We start from the raw sequence: 16,825 nt of genomic DNA on the forward strand, positions 1-16,825 counted from the left end.
GTCCAGCGAGAGGTACTCGGCGCCCCAGTCCTCGTCGGTGGGCGGCACGGCGGTGGGACAACCGCGCGGGTCAGGACGCGAAGTAGCCGTTCAGGTCGGCGATCACGTGGGTGTCCCCCCAGTTGTTGAAGAACGTCACCCGGCCGTCCACCACCGGGACGACGACCATGTTGGCCCTGGTCTGGCCGGCGGTGAAGTTGATGTTCGACACGGCCGGGCGGGCGGTGCCGTGCGGGTGGACGATCAGGTGGCTGTCGGCCGTCGGCTCGGTGACCGTGACGTTCAGGACGACCGCGGTGACACCGGTGGCCGGCACGCCTTCGAGCGCGGTGACCGGCACGCTGACGATGCCGCCGCCGCCCACCGTCCCGGCCCGCGCGCCGACACCGCCACGGGTGTCCAGCAGCCGGACCGGGGTGGTCGGGGAGAACGCCGAGCCGGAGCCGCCGTAGTAGCCGGTGACGTCGGCGATCAGGTCGACCTCGCCCGCGCTGTTGCGCAGGTCGACCTTGCCGTTCACCACGGGCACCGTCACCAGGTTGGCGACGATCTGTCCGGCCGCGTAGTTGAGGTTGGAGACGTCGGGCAGCGGCCGACCGTCGGGGTAGACCGTGACGTGGCCGGACCCGGTGGGGTTGACGGCGGTGACGTTCATGACGACGGCGGTGACGCCGGTGGCCGGGACGCCCTTCACGCCGGCCACCTGGAGGCCGACGACGCCGCCGGGGCCGACCCGCTGGGCGGGGGCGCCGGTGCCGTCCCGGGTGTCCAGGAAGCGGGCCGGGGTGATCGGGGAGAACGCCGAGCCGGTGTCCCCGTCCGTGTAGTAGCCGGTGACGTCGGCGATCAGGTCGACCTCGCCCGCGCTGTTGCGCAGGTCGACCTTGCCGTTCACCACGGGGACCGTCACCAGGTTCGGGACGATCTTCCCCGCCTCGTAGTTGAGGTTGGAGACGTCGGGCAGCGGCCGGCCGTCGGGGTAGACCGTGACGTGGCCGGACCCGGTGGGGTTGACGGCGGTGACGTTCATGACGACGGCGGTGACGCCGGTGGCCGGGACGCCCTTCACGCCGGCCACCTGGAGGCCGACGACGCCGCCGGGGCCGACCTTCTGGGCGGGGGCGCCGGTGCCGTCCCGGGTGTCCAGGAAGCGGGCCGGGTCGATCGGGACGAACCGGCTCCGGGTGGCCGTGGTGGGGGCGGTCACGGTGAAGGCGTTGGGGAGCGAGACTCCGTAGACGCCGTCGAGTTCGAGGTTGTAACTGCCCGGCGCCAGGCCGTTGGTGTCGAGCAACACGTCGATCGCGGTGCCGTCGGCGTTCACCGAGAGCGTCCGCGGCCACTGCGTGCCGGAGGTGCCGCTGCCCACCAGCTTGGCCTTGCTGCCCAGGTTCAGCCCGGTGCCGCGGACCACGGCCTGGACCCTGGTGCCGGCGGCGCCGGTGGAGGGGCTGACCGAGAACAGGGCCGGCTGCGGCCGCGGTCGGGGGCAGGAGGAGTCGCACAGGCCCTGCAGGCTGTACTCGATCGGAAGGGCCGTCGTGACGGCGCTCATGATCAGCGCGGCCTGGCCGGTGTCGGCGTTGTTCGTCGCCTGGCACACGCCGAACGAGCCGGAGTTCGAGCACTGGTGGCTGTAGTAGCCGCGGTCCCAGTGGGCGCCGCTCAGCAGGTCGAAGTAGGGCTGCGCGCCGACGGTGGTGCTGACGTTGCCGACGAGCTTGAACGACTGCGAGGGCTTCATGTCGACCACCGCGCAGTAGCCGGTCGCGTCCTCGGTGAGCACTCCGCTGCGCTGCGGGAAGCCGTCGATCGAGATCGGGTGGGCGGTGCACTCCGGTGCCCAGCCGTCGGCGGTGCCGACCTTCCAGGTGTCCACGCTGGTGTGCAGGGGCTCGTCCTTGTACCCGGCCGCGAACAGGACCATGGTGTACGAGGTCGAGCCGGTGTTCAGGCAGCTGGTGCCCCACTGGGTGCAGATGTTCTTCCCGGCGGGGTCGAGCACGGCGGCGAGCACACCCGGGCCGTACAGGTTCCTGCCCGGCCGCGAGCCGAGCCAGAACTTGTCCGTCGCCGCACCCTCGACCCGGACGCACCGGGCGTCCAGGGCAGAGGTCAGGTCGAACCGGAGCGACGGGCCGCCGACTGCGGTGGAGGACGGGGTGAGGCACTGCGCGGCCGCCGTGACGTCACGCCGGACGAGCTTGTAGCTGTCCGTCTCCCAGGTCCGGATCGGGACCAGCAGCGCGGTGTACGCGACACCGGCGGTCAGGGAGCAGGTCTTGACCGAGTAGCCGTACGCGATGAACGAGCAGACCTCGCCGCCCGTGCCGTCCAGCACCTTCAGTTCGGCGTTCAGCTGGTTCTTGAGGTTGCCGAAGTCGATCACCTCGGACGTGGAGTGCCGGTCGGCCGGCAGGCTCAGGCACACGGCCTCCTGCGAGCCCTGCGGCATCGGGACCTCGACGCCCCAGGTGCCGTCGAACCCGCTCTGCGGCCAGGCGGTGCAGCCGGCGGTCTCCTCGGTCCGGTGGACCACCAGCCCGTACGCCTTGGACGGGCTGCCGGTCAGCAGCACGCGGAACGGGGCGGTGCCGCTCAGCCGGCAGATGCCGGTCGAGTCACCGAAGTCGCACTGCTTGGCGCCCGAGGCGTCGGCGATCTGGCCGGTGACCGGCACGCCGTCGGCGGGCGGCCGGTTGAGCAGGTAGACACCCTTGCCGGAGGCGGTCGGCAAGGTCAGGCAGAGCTGCTGGCCGGGCCCGGCGAAGGTGCCGGTGGCCGGACCGGCTGTCAGACCGGTGTCGTTGGCCGCGACGCAGCCCCGGGTCTCCTTGGCCGAGTGGAAGGCCATGCCGAACGCGCCGGCCGGGGCCGTGTACGCGTCGACGGTCCAGGTGTAGTCACCCGCCGTCAGGTCGCAGGAGGACGGCGCGCAGGGACCGCCCCGCTCGGTGCCGTCGGCCGCGAACAGCCGTCCGGGGACGCCCGAGCCGTCGCCCTTGACCGGGCCGAAGACGTACCGCGCGGCCTCCGGGACGCGCAGCGTCCGGCATCGCGCGGTGGAGGCCAGGTCCGGGGAGACGCCGAAGGCCTGGGGCTCGACGGTCGCGCACCCGTCCGGGCGGGAGAGCCGGGCCGCGGAGAGGTCGTACTCCAGGGCCGAGCCGTTGTAGCGCTGGACGGTGATCCGGAACGGCGCCGAGCCGGTCAGCCGGCAGTCGGGGTAGGTCGCCTTGCCGCAGACCTGGGCGCCCGTGCCGTCGTAGACGACGGGGGTGACGCCCGGCTGGGTGGCCTCGGTGCGCAGCACGTCACCGGCGACGAGGTCGTTCACCCGGTAGCAGTCGCCGGCCGAGCCGAGCGCCAGGGAGCCGTGGAAGACGGTCGGCGCGCCGAGGGCGAGGTCGGCGGCGCCGACCGTGCGGCAGGCCGTGGTGGACTGCAGCGGCAGGTACGAGAGCGCCAGGCCGGTCGGCGAACCGCCGCCGTTGCCGACCTTCAGCGTGTAGGTGCCCGCCTGGGTGGTGGCACACCGCAGGGTCCGGTTGCCGTCCCAGCTCGGGCCGATCGGGTCGTCGCAGGTCAGCGTGGTGCCGTCGGGTGCGGTCACGGTCGGGTTGATCGATCCCTGGGTGGGGACGATCTGCAGGAGCAGCAGGTCCTTCTGCTGCGGGAGCGTCAGGCTGAAGGCGGCGGCCACGCCCTGGCCGACGGCGCAGTTCGTCACCGTGCCGGGCTGGAGCGCCGCCGGGCACGGGTCGTTCGTGGCGGCCTCGCGCAGCTCGCGGGCGAGGGCGTCCTGGTCGGTCTTCCGGTCCGGCGCCGCGCTCGGGGCCGGGCTCGGGTTCGCGGTCGGGTTCGCGGTCGGGCTCGGGTCCGCCGGTGCGCCCGCCCGCGGCGAGGGGGCCGGCGTCGGCGCGGCCTCCACCGCCCCGGCCGGCGCGGTCTGGCCCACCAGCGAGGCCAGAACGGCCAGCAGGAGGGCTCCGGAGGCGGCTGCGGCTGCGCCCCGGCCTCGTTTCCGACGTACTCGTCTGCCGATCGGCAGCACGTTCATCCATTCCCCCCGGTTCGGGCAGGTCGTGCTCACGGAAACCACACATGTGGTCGAGCGGGCGGAGTCTAGCGGGACGCCCACGGGCCGTGCCATCCCATAACAGGGCGCTGACCAGCCCGTTCGGGGCCCCGGGCCGAGGCGGTGACCGGGCGGACCGACGTCACCGCCGGAACCGGACGACTCGTCACCGTCCATGACACCGGGACGGCCCTGCCGTACCGTCCCTCCACGTGACCCCCGATCAGGCGCGCGTGAACCAGATCTTCCTTCCGGACACCTACGCCCGCGGCGTTCCGTACGAACTCCTGCGGGAACTGCGCGAATCCGCGCCCGTCTGCCGGGTCGAGGAGCCGCCGGTCGGCGGCTGGCCGGGCGGGCCGGGGTACTGGGCGGTGCTGCGGCACGCGGACGTGAAGCACGTGCTGCGCAGCCCCGAGCTGTTCTCCTCGCACCTGGGCGCCACCCAGATCCGCGACCCCGACACCCCGGCGGACCTGGAGTTCGCCCGGGCGATGATGCTCAACCAGGATCCGCCGGACCACTCGCGGCTGCGCCGGATCGTCGCCGCGGCCTTCACTCCGCGGGCCCTGGCGGAGTTGGCGGAGGCGGTCGACGGCCGGGTGCGGGAGCTGGTCGAGGAGGTGCGGCCCGCGGGCGGCGCGGACTTCGTCCGGCTCGCTGCGGACCTGCCGGTGTGGACGCTGGCCCGGGTGATGGGTGTGCCGGAGCAGGACCGGGGGCTGCTGCTGGACTGGGCGAACCGGGTGATCGGCTACCAGGACGCCGACTACGCCCACTCCAGCACCGTCGAGCCCGCCCTGCTGACCGATCTCGGCCGCGCCGCGCTCGCCCACCGCCCCACCGTCCGGACCGGCCCGGACGGGCAGCCGGTCAACCCCCGCTCCCGCGCCGCGCTGGCGGACATGTTCGCCTACGCCCACGGCCTGGCCCGGCGGCCCGCCCCGGGCGGCCTGCTCGCCCGGACGCTCGGGGCGGGGCTGACGGTCGAGGAGTTCGAGACGATGTTCTTCCTCTTCGCCGTCGCCGGGAACGAGACCGTCCGCAACGGCCTCCCCGGTGGCCTCTACACCCTGCTCGGCCATCCGGAGCAGTACGAACTCCTGCGTTCCAACCCGGAGTTGGTTCCCTCGGCGGTGGAGGAGATGCTGCGGTACTGGCCGCCGGTGACGGACTTCCGCCGCACCGCGACGCGGGACGTGGAGCTGGGCGGACGCGCGGTCCGGCGGGGCGACAAGGTGGTGGTCTACCACGCCTCCGCCAACCGGGACGGGGCGGTGTTCCCCGACCCGGACCGCTTCGACATCACCCGCAGTCCGAACGACCACGTGAGCTTCGGCCACGGGCCGCACTTCTGCCTCGGCGCCCAACTCGCCCGGATCCAGCTGCGATCGGCGCTGCGCGAGCTGCTCGCAGGCCTCCCCGGGCTCGCCCTGGTGCCGGGGCGGCCGCCGCAGCACCTGGTGTCCAACTTCCAGAACGGCCTCAAGTCGCTGCCGGTCCAGTGGGGTTGAGGCGGCCGCCCGGGTGGGCCGACGGCTACTCGAAGCGTGCCGGGTCGCCGGCCCCGCGACGGACGATCTCCGCCTCGCCGCTGGAGAAGTCCACGACGGTCGTCGGCACCGTGCCGCAGTCGCCCGAGTCCAGCACGGCGTCCAGCTGGTGGTCGAGCCGTTCCTTGATCTCCCAGCCCTGGGTCATCGGTTCGTCCTCGCCGGGCAGGAGCAGCGTGCTGGAGAGCAGCGGCTCGCCGAGTTCGGCGAGCAGGGCCCTGGTGACGGTGTGGTCGGGGATCCGGACGCCGACGGTCTTCTTCTTCGGGTGCATCAGGCGGCGCGGGACCTCCTTGGTGGCGGGCAGGATGAAGGTGTAGCTGCCCGGCGTCGCGGCCTTGACGGCGCGGAAGACGTTGTTGTCGATGTGGACGAACTGGCCGAGCTGGGCGAAGTCCATGCACATCAGCGTGAAGTGGTGGCGGTCGTCGAGACGCCGGATCGACCGGATCCGTTCGAGGCCGTCGCGGTTGTCCAAGCGGCAGCCCAGGGCGAAACAGGAGTCGGTCGGGTACGCGATGAGGTCCCCGGACCGTAGGCCGTCGGCCACGGTGCCGATGGTGCGGGGCTGGGGGGATTCCGGGTGCACGTCGAAGTACTTCGCCATTGGCCGACCCTAAGGGATCCCGGCCCCCGTTCGGTGCAGCGGCCTCCGTGCCGGTGCGTCCGCCCCCAGCGGCGTCCTGCCGGTCATTCCCGCGGGGTCTGGCGCGGGGACGAGCGCGGGGGGACGCGCAGGGAGCCGCGCAGGAACAGCAGCGCGAGCGCCGCGATCCCCGCGCCGAGCCCGTACACCACGGCCGCCCCGGACCCGAGGGTCGCGCCGCCGAGCACCGTTCCCAGGCCGATCCCGGCGTAGATGGCCGAGGAGTTGAGCGAGACCACCAGCGGTGCCTCCTGCGGAGCGACGCCGATCAGCCGGTGCTGCTGCGGCGGCGTCTGGCACCAGCTGCTCGCCCCCCACAGCAGCACCAGCAGTCCGGTCAGTGGGACGGCCCCGGTGCGGGACGCCGCCAGCCCGGCCAGTACCGCGAGCGCCGCCGCCATCGTGGCGTACCCGGCGGTCAGGACCGTCGTGGAGCTCCAGCGGTCGGTGGCCCAGCCGGCGGCGAGGTTGCCGGCCACCGCTCCGAGGCCGTAGAGGAGGAGCATCCAGAGCGCCGAGCCCTCCGGGACCCCGACGGCGCCCAGCACCGGCACGCTGTACGCGTAGGCGGTGTAGCTCGCCGCCATGCCGAGGACGGTGAGCGGCAGCACGGTGAGGACGGCCGGGCGGCGCAGGACGGCGAGCCGGGTGCGCAGCGGGACCCGGGCGTTGCCCGGCAGCGGCGGCATGCTCGCGCGCAGGGCGGCGGCGACCAGCAGGCAGAGTCCGGCGACCAGGCCGAGCGCGGTGCGCCAGCCGAACCAGTGGCTCGCGGCGTTCCCGAGCGGCACGCCGAGCGCGGTCGCGACGGTCAGGCCGCCGATCACCACCGCGAGCGCGCGGGCCCGCAGTTCGGGGCGGACCAGCGAGGCGCCGACCGCTCCCGCGTTGGGGGTGTACGCGGCCGCGCCGGCCGCGGCGAGGACGCGGGTGGCGAGCAGGACGGCGGTGTCCGGTGCGAGCGCCGAGCCGAGGTTGGCCACCCCGAGGGTGGTGAGCGCGGCGACCAGAAGCGTCCGTCGGGGCAGGCGGGCCAGCAGGGTGGCGAGCACGGGGGAGAGGACGGCGTAGGCGGCGGCGAAGACGGTGATCGACTGGCCGGCGGTGGCGGGGGTGACGCGCAGGTCTGCGGCCATGGCGGGGAGGAATCCGGCGACCACGAAGGCGTCCGTGCCGACGGCGAAGGTGCCCAGTGCCAGGACCAGGGTGGAGGGTAATCCGCTGGTCGGCCCGGGTGGGGACGGCGGGGCGGGGGTAATCAGGACATCGGACATCCGGGTTCACCTCGGGAGTCGGTGCGGGGCCCGCGGGGGTACGGGAGCGGGGGGCGGAAGGGAGGGGAGGAGCGCCGGGGAAGGGGAGCGTTCAGACCGTCAGACGGGCGTAGTGCCGCCGGGTGCGCTCGGCCGCGCCGGCGGGTGCGGCGGCCATCAGGTCGGCCACCGTCTGTCCGGCCAGCTCGCGCCGCCAGGCCAGTTCGGCCCGGCGCATCGCGGTGGCCACCCCGCACGGGAGCCGGAAGTCGTCGCCGGCGGCGGCCGCCCCCTCCGTGCGCTGCCGGATCTCGGTGCAGCGGAAGAGGTCGTCGGGGCCCTCGATGGCCGCGACCACGTCCATGAGCGTGATCCGCTCCGGGGGACGGGCCAGCCGGAAGCCGCCCCGGGCGCCGGGGACGGAGCTGAGGACGTCGGCCCGGACCAGCGCCTGTAGGCGCTTGGTCAGGTAGGCGGGCGGGAGGTCGAACCAGGCCGCCAGCCGGGCGGTCGGCACCGGTCGGCCGTCGTCCAGCCAGGCCAGCGTGAGGCAGCAGTGCAGGCCCCACTCGACTCCCTCGCCCATGCGCATAACCGGGACACTACATGTCCTGGTTTCCTCGCGGAAGACGTGACGACGGAAGGTGGAAGGCGAGCAGGACGGCGTGCGGGACGGCGCGTGGTAGTGCGGGGCGGCGCACCGGCCGACGGTGCGCCGGTGGTCAGTTCGCGCAGCAGTCCGGGCACAGCCCCCGGTAGGTGACCTCCGCCTGCGCCACGGCGAATCCGAAGCGCTGTTCGGCCGGCAGGTCGGCTAGCGGATTGCCCCGCGGGTGGACGTCGCGGATGGCGCCGCAGCCGGTGCAGATCAGGTGCTGGTGCGGATGGTGCGCGTTGGGGTCGTACCGCTTGGCGCGCCCGTCGGTGGCCACCTCGACGACCTCGCCCAGCGTGACCAGCTCGCCGAGGGTGTTGTAGACCGTGGCCCGGGAGATCTCCGGGAGGCGCTCGGCGGCCCGGGCGTGGACCTCGTCGGCGGTCAGGTGCACGTGCTCGCCGTCCAGGACCTCGGCCACGACACGCCGCTGGGAGGTGAGGCGCCAGCCGCGCCCGCGCAGCCGCTCCAGCAGGTCACTCATATCGGTTCACCTATTCAGGTCAAGGGGAGGACCGGAGTTTACCAATGCACATCCGGTGCCTTCCGGTTCCCGATCGGATATGGCTTTGGTGTCTTTCTTGACTTGGATTCCGTCCATCGTAGGATCGGCTCCGGCGCTAGCCTGGGTAGCAGCAGCACGTGACTTCCGTCGCCGCCGTGCGCAACGGCGAGCAGCGGCCACACGTGACGCGCCAGGACCAGGCAGCAGCAGTAGGTGCCGTAGGTAGCAGAGAAGACACCGTGATCCGCCTTGTGAGGGAAGGATTCCCATGTCTGACAACCACGATGCAACCGGCGTAGAGGCGAACGCGGAGGGCTGCCCGGTGATCCACGGGCGGGCGCCGCATCCCACCCAGGGCGGCGGGAACCGCCAGTGGTGGCCGGAACGGCTCAATCTCAAGATCCTCGCGAAGAACCCGGCCGTGGCCAATCCGCTCGGTGCGGACTTCGACTACGCCGAGGCCTTCAAGACCCTCGACCTCCCGGCCGTCAAGCGGGACATCCAGGAGGCCCTCACCACTTCGAGGGACTGGTGGCCGGCCGACTTCGGTTACTACGGTCCGTTCATCATCCGGATGGCCTGGCACAGCGCCGGCACCTACCGGATCAGCGACGGCCGCGGCGGCGCCGGCGGCGGCCAGCAGCGCTTCGCCCCGCTGAACAGCTGGCCCGACAACGCCAGCCTGGACAAGGCCCGCCGCCTGCTGTGGCCGGTCAAGAAGAAGTACGGCCGCGCGCTGTCCTGGGCCGACCTGATCGTCCTGTCCGGCAACGTGGCCCTGGAGGGCATGGGCTTCCGCACCTTCGGCTTCGGCGGCGGCCGGGTCGACGAGTGGGAGCCCGACGAGGACGTCTACTGGGGCCCCGAGACCACCTGGCTCGGCGACGAGCGCTACACCGGCGACCGCGAGCTGGAGAACCCGCTGGCCGCCGTCCAGATGGGCCTGATCTACGTCAACCCCGAGGGCCCCAACGGCAACCCGGACCCGATCGCCGCCGCCCGCGACATCCGCGAGACCTTCTACCGGATGGCGATGAACGACGAGGAGACCGTCGCGCTGATCGCCGGCGGCCACACCTTCGGCAAGACCCACGGCGCCGGCCCGGCCGACAACGTCGGCCCGGCCCCCGAGGACGCCCCGATCGAGCAGCAGGGCCTCGGCTGGAAGAGCCGCTTCGGCACCGGCGTCGGCGGCGACGCGATCACCAGCGGTCTGGAGGGCACCTGGACGCCCACCCCGATCACCTGGGACAACAGCTTCTTCGAGACGCTGTTCGGCTACGAGTGGGAGCTCACCAAGAGCCCGGCCGGCGCGTGGCAGTACAAGCCCAAGGACGGCGGCGGCGAGGGCACCGTGCCGGACGCGCACGACCCGGGCAAGCGGCACGTGCCGATCATGCTCACCACCGACCTGTCGCTGCGCTTCGACCCGGTCTACGAGCCGATCTCCCGGCGCTTCCTGGAGAACCCGGAGGAGTTCGCCGACGCCTTCGCCCGCGCCTGGTTCAAGCTGACCCACCGCGACATGGGCCCGGTCGTCCGCTACCTCGGCCCGGAGGTCCCCGGCGAGCACCTGCTCTGGCAGGACCCGCTGCCGGAGGTCACCTACCAGCAGATCGGCGCGGCCGACGTCGCCGACCTCAAGCGGCGGATCACCGCCACCGGCCTGTCGGTGTCCGAACTGGTCTCCACCGCCTGGGCGGCCGCCTCCTCCTTCCGCTCCAGCGACAAGCGGGGCGGCGCCAACGGCGGCCGCATCCGGCTCCAGCCGCAGATCGGCTGGGAGGTCAACGAGCCCGACCGGCTGGCCACCGTGCTGCGCGCCCTCGAAGGCGTGCGGCAGGAGTTCAACGCCCAGGCCGGCGACAAGCAGGTCTCGCTCGCGGACCTGGTGGTGCTGGCCGGCGGCGTCGGCGTCGAGCAGGCCGCCAAGGCGGCCGGTCTGGCCGTCGAGGTGCCGTTCGCGCCCGGCCGGGTGGACGCCCCGCAGGAGCTGACCGACACCGAGTCCTTCGCCGCGCTGGAGCCCAAGGCGGACGGCTTCCGCAACTGGGTCGGCAAGGGCAACCGGCTGCCGGCCGAGTACCTGCTGCTCGACAAGGCCAACCTGCTGGGCGTCAGCGCGCCCGAGCTGACCGTGCTGGTCGGCGGCCTGCGCGTGCTGGGCGCCAACCACGGCAGGTCCGCGCACGGCGTGCTCACCGAGACCCCCGGTGTGCTGACGAACGACTTCTTCGTCAACCTGCTGGACCTGGGCACCAGTTGGACGGCCACCTCGGAGGACGCCCACACCTTCGAGGCCCGGGACGAGTCCGGCCGGGTGCGGTGGACCGGCACCCGTGCCGACCTGGTCTTCGGCTCGAACGCCGAACTGCGGGCCGTCGCCGAGGTGTACGCGGCCGACGACGCCAAGGAGAAGTTCGTGGAGGACTTCGTCGCGGCCTGGGTCAAGGTCATGAACGCGGACCGCTTCGACCTCGCGTGACACTCGACGGCTGACGGCTGACGGCTGACGGCTGACGGCTGACGGCTGACGGCTGACGGCGGGAGCCCGGGGCGCCGACCCCGGACTCCCGCCGTCGCGTTCTACCGGGCCCCCGGCGAGTCCACGCCGACCGGATGGCGGGCCCGGACGGCGGGCGCGTTCGCGGTGCCGGGCGGGCTTCACCCGGCCTCGCCGGCACCTCCGTCCGGCTGTTGCTCCTCCGCCCGCTTCTCGGCCGCCCGGACCTGCTCCGCGAACGCGTGCGCGTCGATCCGCTCGACCGCGGCCCCGTGCCGGGCGGCCAGCTCGTCGGCCGGTCCCGGGGCGGACTCCTTGATCTCCAGGGCGAGCAGCGCCCCGCCGTCCGGCACCCGGGGCGAGAGCAGGATCAGCCCCGCGCCGCCCTCGCTCGCCTGGTGCTCCTCGGCGGCGTTGCCGAGCGCCGCGCCCGCGGCGAAGCCCAGCAGCACACCGACCGGTCCGCCGAGCAGCCCGATCAGGCCGCCCAGCACGCTGGAGCCGACGGTGGCCAGACCCGCGCCCCGGGTGAAGGTGTCCTCGATCTCCAGCAGGCCGTCGGTGCTGCGCTCCATCGCCGCCGCCATCCGCAGGCCCGGCAGGTGCTGCGCCTCGTCGAAGGCCGGGCGCCACGAGCCGGCGTCGGGGAAGGTCAGCAGGACGACGTTGTGCCGGTCGCTCATCGCACTCCGATCGGGACGGGGTTGCTCGGGTCTTCCATCGTGGCCTCCCATGGCCGCCCCGGCCACAGGAGCGCTTACCGGGTGGCCTCCGGCGGGTGGCCTCCGGCGGGTGGTCGAGCACCGGTCCGAGGTCCGGCGGGAGGCGCTCGACCAGCAGGGCGACGCCCTCCTCCGGGGTGTCGGCGGTGCCGATCGGCGGACCGGGTGCGCCGTCCCCTCCGAATCGAACACGGCGGACCTCTCCGGTGATCGATTGCCACCAACTCGCCGTCGCCGACACGGAATTGCCCGGATCGAGTGAGTGCGGCCGGGACACGCCCGAGCACCCCGGGGACCGCTGCCAGGATCGGGGTCCGCACCGGCGGACCGCCCCTCGCAGAGTGCCACCGGCACCGCTGCCGACCCACCGCGCCCACCCGGCGGTGAGGGCTGCCCGCGTGCGGACCCGCCGCGGCCACCGGCCGCCGTACCAGGGAGGACCACCGTGTCCCAGCAGGTCGACAAACCCGGGAACCCCGAGAAGCCCCAGGCCGAGCCGGACGGCCGCGAGCCCGCCGAGGCCCGGCGCGAGGGCCGTGAGCACCTCGGTCGTGAGCACCTCGGTCGCGAGCAGGACCGCGACGAGGACCGCGACCAGGACCGCGACGAGGGCCGCGACCGCGGCGAGGCCGAGCGGGAGGAGGCCGAGCACGACGAGGAACTGCGCCTGCGCTTCCCCGGCGACCGCCGCGCCCGGGCCGGCGCCTCGATGTCGGCGAGCGCCATGCTGCGCCGCCTGCCCCACCTGGTGCGCCGCGCGACGACGCTGGCCTGGGCGGCGGACCGGACGTCCACCGTGCTGCTGCTGGTCTGCCAGGTGCTGGCCGGCGTGTTCGGGGCGCTCGCGCTGTACGCCACCACCGGCACCCTCGGCGCCCTGCTGGTGCCTGGCCCGGTCACCGAGCACCTGCGCACCGCCGCGCCCTCACTGCTGCTCCTCACCGTCTCGGCCGCGCTGCGCGCCGTGCTGGGCATCACCGTGGTCGGCCTGTCCGGGCGGGTCTCGCCGCGGATCACCCGGGAGGCGGAGCTGGCGCTGATCGCGGCCGGGTGCGCCGCCGAGCTGAAGGCGTACGACGAGCCCGCCTACAACGAGCAGTGGGAGGCCGCCGACCGGGGCGCCTCGACCACGCCCGACCTGCTCTCCAACGCCCAGGACGTGATCGCCTCCACGGTCTCGCTGGCCGCCGCCGCGGGCGTCCTGGCCACCCTCCACCCCTGGCTGGTGCCGCTGCTGCTGCTCGGCTCGGTGCCGACCGGGGTCGGCGCCGTGCGCACCGCCCGGATCCACTACCTGGCGGCGGTGACCACCAACGAGGACCGCGGGGCGCTGCGCGTCTACCGGTGGTTCCTGATCGACAAGACCCGTGCGGACCAGGTCCGTTCGGACCAGGTCACGCCCTTCCTGATGGCCAAGTACCGCCGAGCCGAGGGGAAGATCGTCGCGGCCACCGACCGGGCGACCAAGGAGGCCGCCAAGGTCTCGCTGCTGGCCGCGCTCGGCACCGGGGCGGGCAGCGCGCTGATCTGGGGCACCCTGCTCTTCCTGGTGGGCAGCGGCCGGATCGACCTGGCGGCGGCCGGCACCGCCACCTTCGCGCTGCGCACCGCCGCCACCGGCCTGCACGGCCTGGTCGGCAACGGCGCCCGGCTGTACCGGATGGGCCTGTACCTGGACGACTACTTCACCTTCCTGGACGAGGCCGGCGGCCACCGCATCCGGCGCGGCCACCGGGTGCCCGCCGCACCGCGGTCGGTCGAGGTGACCGACCTGGTCCACCGCTACCCGGGCGAGCAGCAGGAGCCGGCCCTGCGCGGGGTCAGCATGACGCTGCGGGCCGGCGAGGTGGTCGCCGTCATCGGGCAGAACGGCAGCGGCAAGTCGACCCTGCTGAAGCTGCTCTCCGGCCTCTACCTGCCGCAGTCGGGCCGGATCACCTGGGACGGCGTTCCGGTGGAGGAACTGGACGCCGACGCCATGTGGGCCCGGGTGGCGCGGGTGCCGCAGGAGTTCGCCCGCTGGCCGCTGGGCGCCGCCGAGAACGTCCACCTGGGGCACCTCACCGAGCGGCCGATGGCGGACGTCGAGGACGCGGCGGCGCGCACCGGCTTCGACGAGGTGGTCGCCCGGCTGCGCTCCGGCTGGCGCACCCTGCTGGCCCAGGGCTGGTGGGGCGGCGCCGAGTTGTCGGGAGGTGGCTGGCAGCGCGCGGCGGTGGCCCGGGCGCTCTACCGCACGGTGCGCAGCCCCGGCCTGCTGATCCTGGACGAGCCGACCTCCGACCTGGACCCGCGCGCCGAGCACCGCATTCTGCACGCCCTGCGCGACCTCGCTCCGGGCCGGATCACCCTGCTGGTCACCCACAACATCGCCAACGCGGCGGTCGCGGACCGGGTGCTGGTGATGGACCGGGGCCGGATCGTCCAGTCCGGCACTTGGTCCGAGCTGGCCGCGCGCCCGGACGGGCTGTTCCGCGAACTGCTGGACCTCCAGCGGGACCGTGCGGTCCCCGCCCAGCGGACGGGCACGGGGGAGGAGGAGCGCTGACCGGTACGGCCGTCAGGCTCCGGCGCGGGCCGCACCGCGCAGCCTGCGCCAGGCGCGGCTGACGGAGGCCGGCCCGGTGCGTCCGGCGACGGGCGCACCGGGCTCCCAGGCCCGGGCCGCCCCGGCGAGGGTCTCCCGTGGCGCCGGGCCCGCCGGAGCCGTCTGGCCTGCCGGAGCCGTCGGGCCCGCCGGGTTCGCTGAATCAGCCGGGTCCGCCGCGCGGGCCCGGGCGGCGCGCAGCAGCTCCGCCGGCCCGAGCGCGTCGAGCCGCGCCCGGGCGTGGTCGAGCAGCGCGGCGCAGGCCTCGGTGATCGCGGCCTCGCCGAGCGGGCGGGCGGGCAGGACGAGGCCTGCCGTCAACTGCCCCTCCAGGGCGGTGCGCAGATCCTGGACGGAGAGGTCGCGGACGGTCAGCGACAGGTGGGCGGAAAGGCCTCCGGCGCCGACCGCCCGGTGCGCGAAGCCGCGCGGGACGTAGAGCACGCCGCCGGGTTCGAGCACGCCGTGCAGGCGCAGCGGGGAGCGCTCGTCGTCCGGGAGTTCGCCGAGCCGCCAGTGCGCGGTGGTCGGCGCGTCGTGGACGTACCAGGTCTTGCGCCCGGCGGCCTGGAGCACGAACACGTCGGCGTCGTCGCGGTGCACGGCGAGGCCCTGGCCGCCGGCCGGGGTGACGAAGAAGAAGGCCTCCACCCGCCGGTCGAGCTCCTCGGAGAGCCGGGCCACCAGCTCGCCGGTCGCCGGGTGCCACTGGTCGACGCGGCGCAGCAGCAGCGTGGCCCCGCGGCGGAGCAGGGCGAGGACCTTCGCCCGGTCGGCGAAGCCGTGGTGCGTGACGCCGTTGACGACGCGCGGGGTGGTGTAGGCCTCGGGCGGGATGGTGACCTTGTCGGAGCGGACCATCTCCAGGTACGGCGTGCGCAGCAGCCCGCTGTCGAAGGCGGCGTCCAGTTCGTCGAGGTCGAACGGCGGGGCGGGGGCGGCCTGCGGGCCGTTCCGGGGGAAGAGCGCGGGTTCGCGCTGCCACAGCCGGCCGGTGAAGCCGTCGACGTCGCCGACCCAGTCGGCCAGTGTGGGCGATTCCATGGTGTGTCCCGTGGTGTCGAGGCGGCGAATCAGTGGGGCGTCGGGGCGTCGGGGCGTCGGGATGGGGGGTCAGACCGCGAGCCGCGCCTCGAAGCGGACGGAGAGCAGGGAGCGCAGCGGCACCTCCGCCTCCGGCCGGGGGCTGCGGACGAGGATCCCGTTCTCCAGGGCGGTGGTCAGCAGCCGTTCGGCCAGCGGCACCACCAGGTGCTTGGCCCAGCAGCGGGCGCCGTCGAAGCCGAACGGCATGAAGGCGGGCGCCTTCTCCGGGTCCGCGACGCCGTCCCAGCGCTCCGGTCGGAACTCCAAGGGCTCGGACCAGTAGTCGGCGTGACGGTGCATCAGAAGCGGGAAGAGCGCGATGTCGTCCCCGGGGCGGATCTCGGGGTGCAGCCCGGTGTACGCCTCACCGCCCTTGCGGTACAGCATCCAGGCGGGCGGGAGCAGGCGCAGCGTCTCCCAGAGGATCGCGGTGAGGTCGCCGCGGTGCCACTCCTGGCGCCGCTGCGGGCCCATCAGCCACAGGGCGTTGCCGGTGAGGCCGGCGACGCCGTCGCACAGGGTGGCCGTCGCCCGCCGGTACATCGCGGCGGCCTGCCTGCGCTCCAGCGGGTCCTCGGCGTCGCGGATCAGCCCGGCCAGTTCGGTCGAGCCGGCCCGGCCCGGCCGGCCGGGCCAGCGGGTGACGGCGCGGTCGACGAGCAGGGAGAGGGAGTCGGAGCGGGAGACGCCGCGCTTCGACAGCAGGGCGACGGGCAGCGCGTCGTCGGAGAAGAGCCAGCGGCGCAGGTGGGAGGTGCCCGCGTAGGGCCAGGTGCCGGACATTCCGCGGGCCGGGGGCGGCGGTTTGCGGATGCCCGCCATGGCGTCCTGCCCGAGGGCCCGGATCGTCCGGGTCGCGCTGTCGTGGGGGATGTCGGCGCCGGCGGCGGGTTTGTAGACCGAGCGCTCGGTGGAATGCACCGGGCGTGCCGCGACGATTTCGGCAAGCAGCCGGGAGTCCGATACGCCGACCTTGTCCGGGTCGATGCGGAAGACCTTCTCGTCCCGGTCCAGCAGCTCCTGGATTCGCTGGGCGAACGCGAGGGAATGGCTGGGGGCGACTGCCGTCGACATTTCTTCCACGGGAATCCTGCCTCCATTTCGAAATGTCCGGGGAGCGGCGGCTGCGGGGAGGGGGGAGATTGTGCCGAGGGTGCGGAACGGGACCGGCGGGGGCGCGGCCGACCCTTGCCCCCGCCGGTGAACTGCCACGTCAGATGACGTGCGGGACCCACGA

Annotated in this window: 11 protein-coding genes; 3 read left to right on the forward strand and 8 right to left on the reverse strand. The window is 73.9% G+C overall.

The genetic code is table 11. The features are described from left to right. Positions 1-70: 70 nt before the first annotated feature. Positions 71-3,958, reverse strand: a complete 3,888-nt coding sequence (locus tag ACWD4P_RS21200; RefSeq protein ID WP_449780591.1) for a hypothetical protein — start codon at positions 3,956-3,958, stop codon at positions 71-73. Between the two features lie 332 nt (positions 3,959-4,290). Here ACWD4P_RS21200 and ACWD4P_RS21205 point away from each other — a divergent pair, with 332 nt between their 5' ends. Continuing rightward, on the forward strand, positions 4,291-5,592 hold the full coding sequence (locus tag ACWD4P_RS21205) for a cytochrome P450 (protein ID WP_449780592.1): 1,302 nt from the start codon (positions 4,291-4,293) through the stop codon (positions 5,590-5,592). Positions 5,593-5,617: 25 nt separating this feature from the next. Here the strand turns inward: ACWD4P_RS21205 and ACWD4P_RS21210 are convergent, their stop codons facing one another. The 4 genes from ACWD4P_RS21210 to ACWD4P_RS21225 all read right to left on the reverse strand — a co-directional run bounded on the left by ACWD4P_RS21210 (position 5,618) and on the right by ACWD4P_RS21225 (position 8,669). Continuing rightward, complete coding sequence (locus ACWD4P_RS21210; RefSeq protein WP_359817433.1) at positions 5,618-6,238, reverse strand: L-threonylcarbamoyladenylate synthase; 621 nt, start codon at positions 6,236-6,238, stop codon at positions 5,618-5,620. 83 nt (positions 6,239-6,321) lie between these two features. Further along, positions 6,322-7,551, reverse strand: coding sequence for an MFS transporter (locus ACWD4P_RS21215; RefSeq protein ID WP_449780593.1), 1,230 nt, complete (start codon positions 7,549-7,551; stop codon positions 6,322-6,324). Between the two features lie 91 nt (positions 7,552-7,642). Continuing rightward, positions 7,643-8,122, reverse strand: coding sequence for an RrF2 family transcriptional regulator (locus ACWD4P_RS21220; RefSeq protein WP_449780594.1), 480 nt, complete (start codon positions 8,120-8,122; stop codon positions 7,643-7,645). 130 nt (positions 8,123-8,252) lie between these two features. Further along, positions 8,253-8,669 (reverse strand): Fur family transcriptional regulator, encoded by a 417-nt coding sequence (locus tag ACWD4P_RS21225; protein ID WP_359817427.1) that lies wholly within the window; start codon positions 8,667-8,669, stop codon positions 8,253-8,255. A 289-nt stretch (positions 8,670-8,958) separates the two neighbouring features. On the opposite strand from ACWD4P_RS21225, the gene katG reads away from it, so the two are divergent. After that, positions 8,959-11,175: a catalase/peroxidase HPI gene (katG, locus tag ACWD4P_RS21230; protein ID WP_449780595.1), complete on the forward strand. Its 2,217-nt coding sequence runs from the start codon at positions 8,959-8,961 to the stop codon at positions 11,173-11,175. A gap of 179 nt (positions 11,176-11,354) precedes the next feature. On the opposite strand, the gene ACWD4P_RS21235 is transcribed toward katG, so the two are convergent. Continuing rightward, the gene (locus tag ACWD4P_RS21235) at positions 11,355-11,876 is read right to left on the reverse strand and encodes a histidine kinase (protein ID WP_449780596.1); all 522 of its coding nucleotides are present in this window, start codon (positions 11,874-11,876) and stop codon (positions 11,355-11,357) included. 484 nt (positions 11,877-12,360) lie between these two features. Between ACWD4P_RS21235 and ACWD4P_RS21240 the strand changes: the two genes are divergently transcribed. Then, a complete protein-coding gene (locus tag ACWD4P_RS21240) occupies positions 12,361-14,463 on the forward strand; it encodes an ATP-binding cassette domain-containing protein (protein WP_449780597.1) in 2,103 nt (700 codons plus the stop codon). Positions 14,464-14,475: 12 nt separating this feature from the next. Here ACWD4P_RS21240 and ACWD4P_RS21245 read toward each other — a convergent pair whose 3' ends face one another. Next, positions 14,476-15,546 (reverse strand): JmjC domain-containing protein, encoded by a 1,071-nt coding sequence (locus ACWD4P_RS21245; protein WP_449780598.1) that lies wholly within the window; start codon positions 15,544-15,546, stop codon positions 14,476-14,478. A gap of 69 nt (positions 15,547-15,615) precedes the next feature. After that, on the reverse strand, positions 15,616-16,662 hold the full coding sequence (locus tag ACWD4P_RS21250) for a cytochrome P450 (RefSeq protein WP_449780599.1): 1,047 nt from the start codon (positions 16,660-16,662) through the stop codon (positions 15,616-15,618). Between the last annotated feature and the right edge of the window lie 163 nt (positions 16,663-16,825).

This window comes from Kitasatospora sp. NPDC002543 (assembly GCF_053594915.1).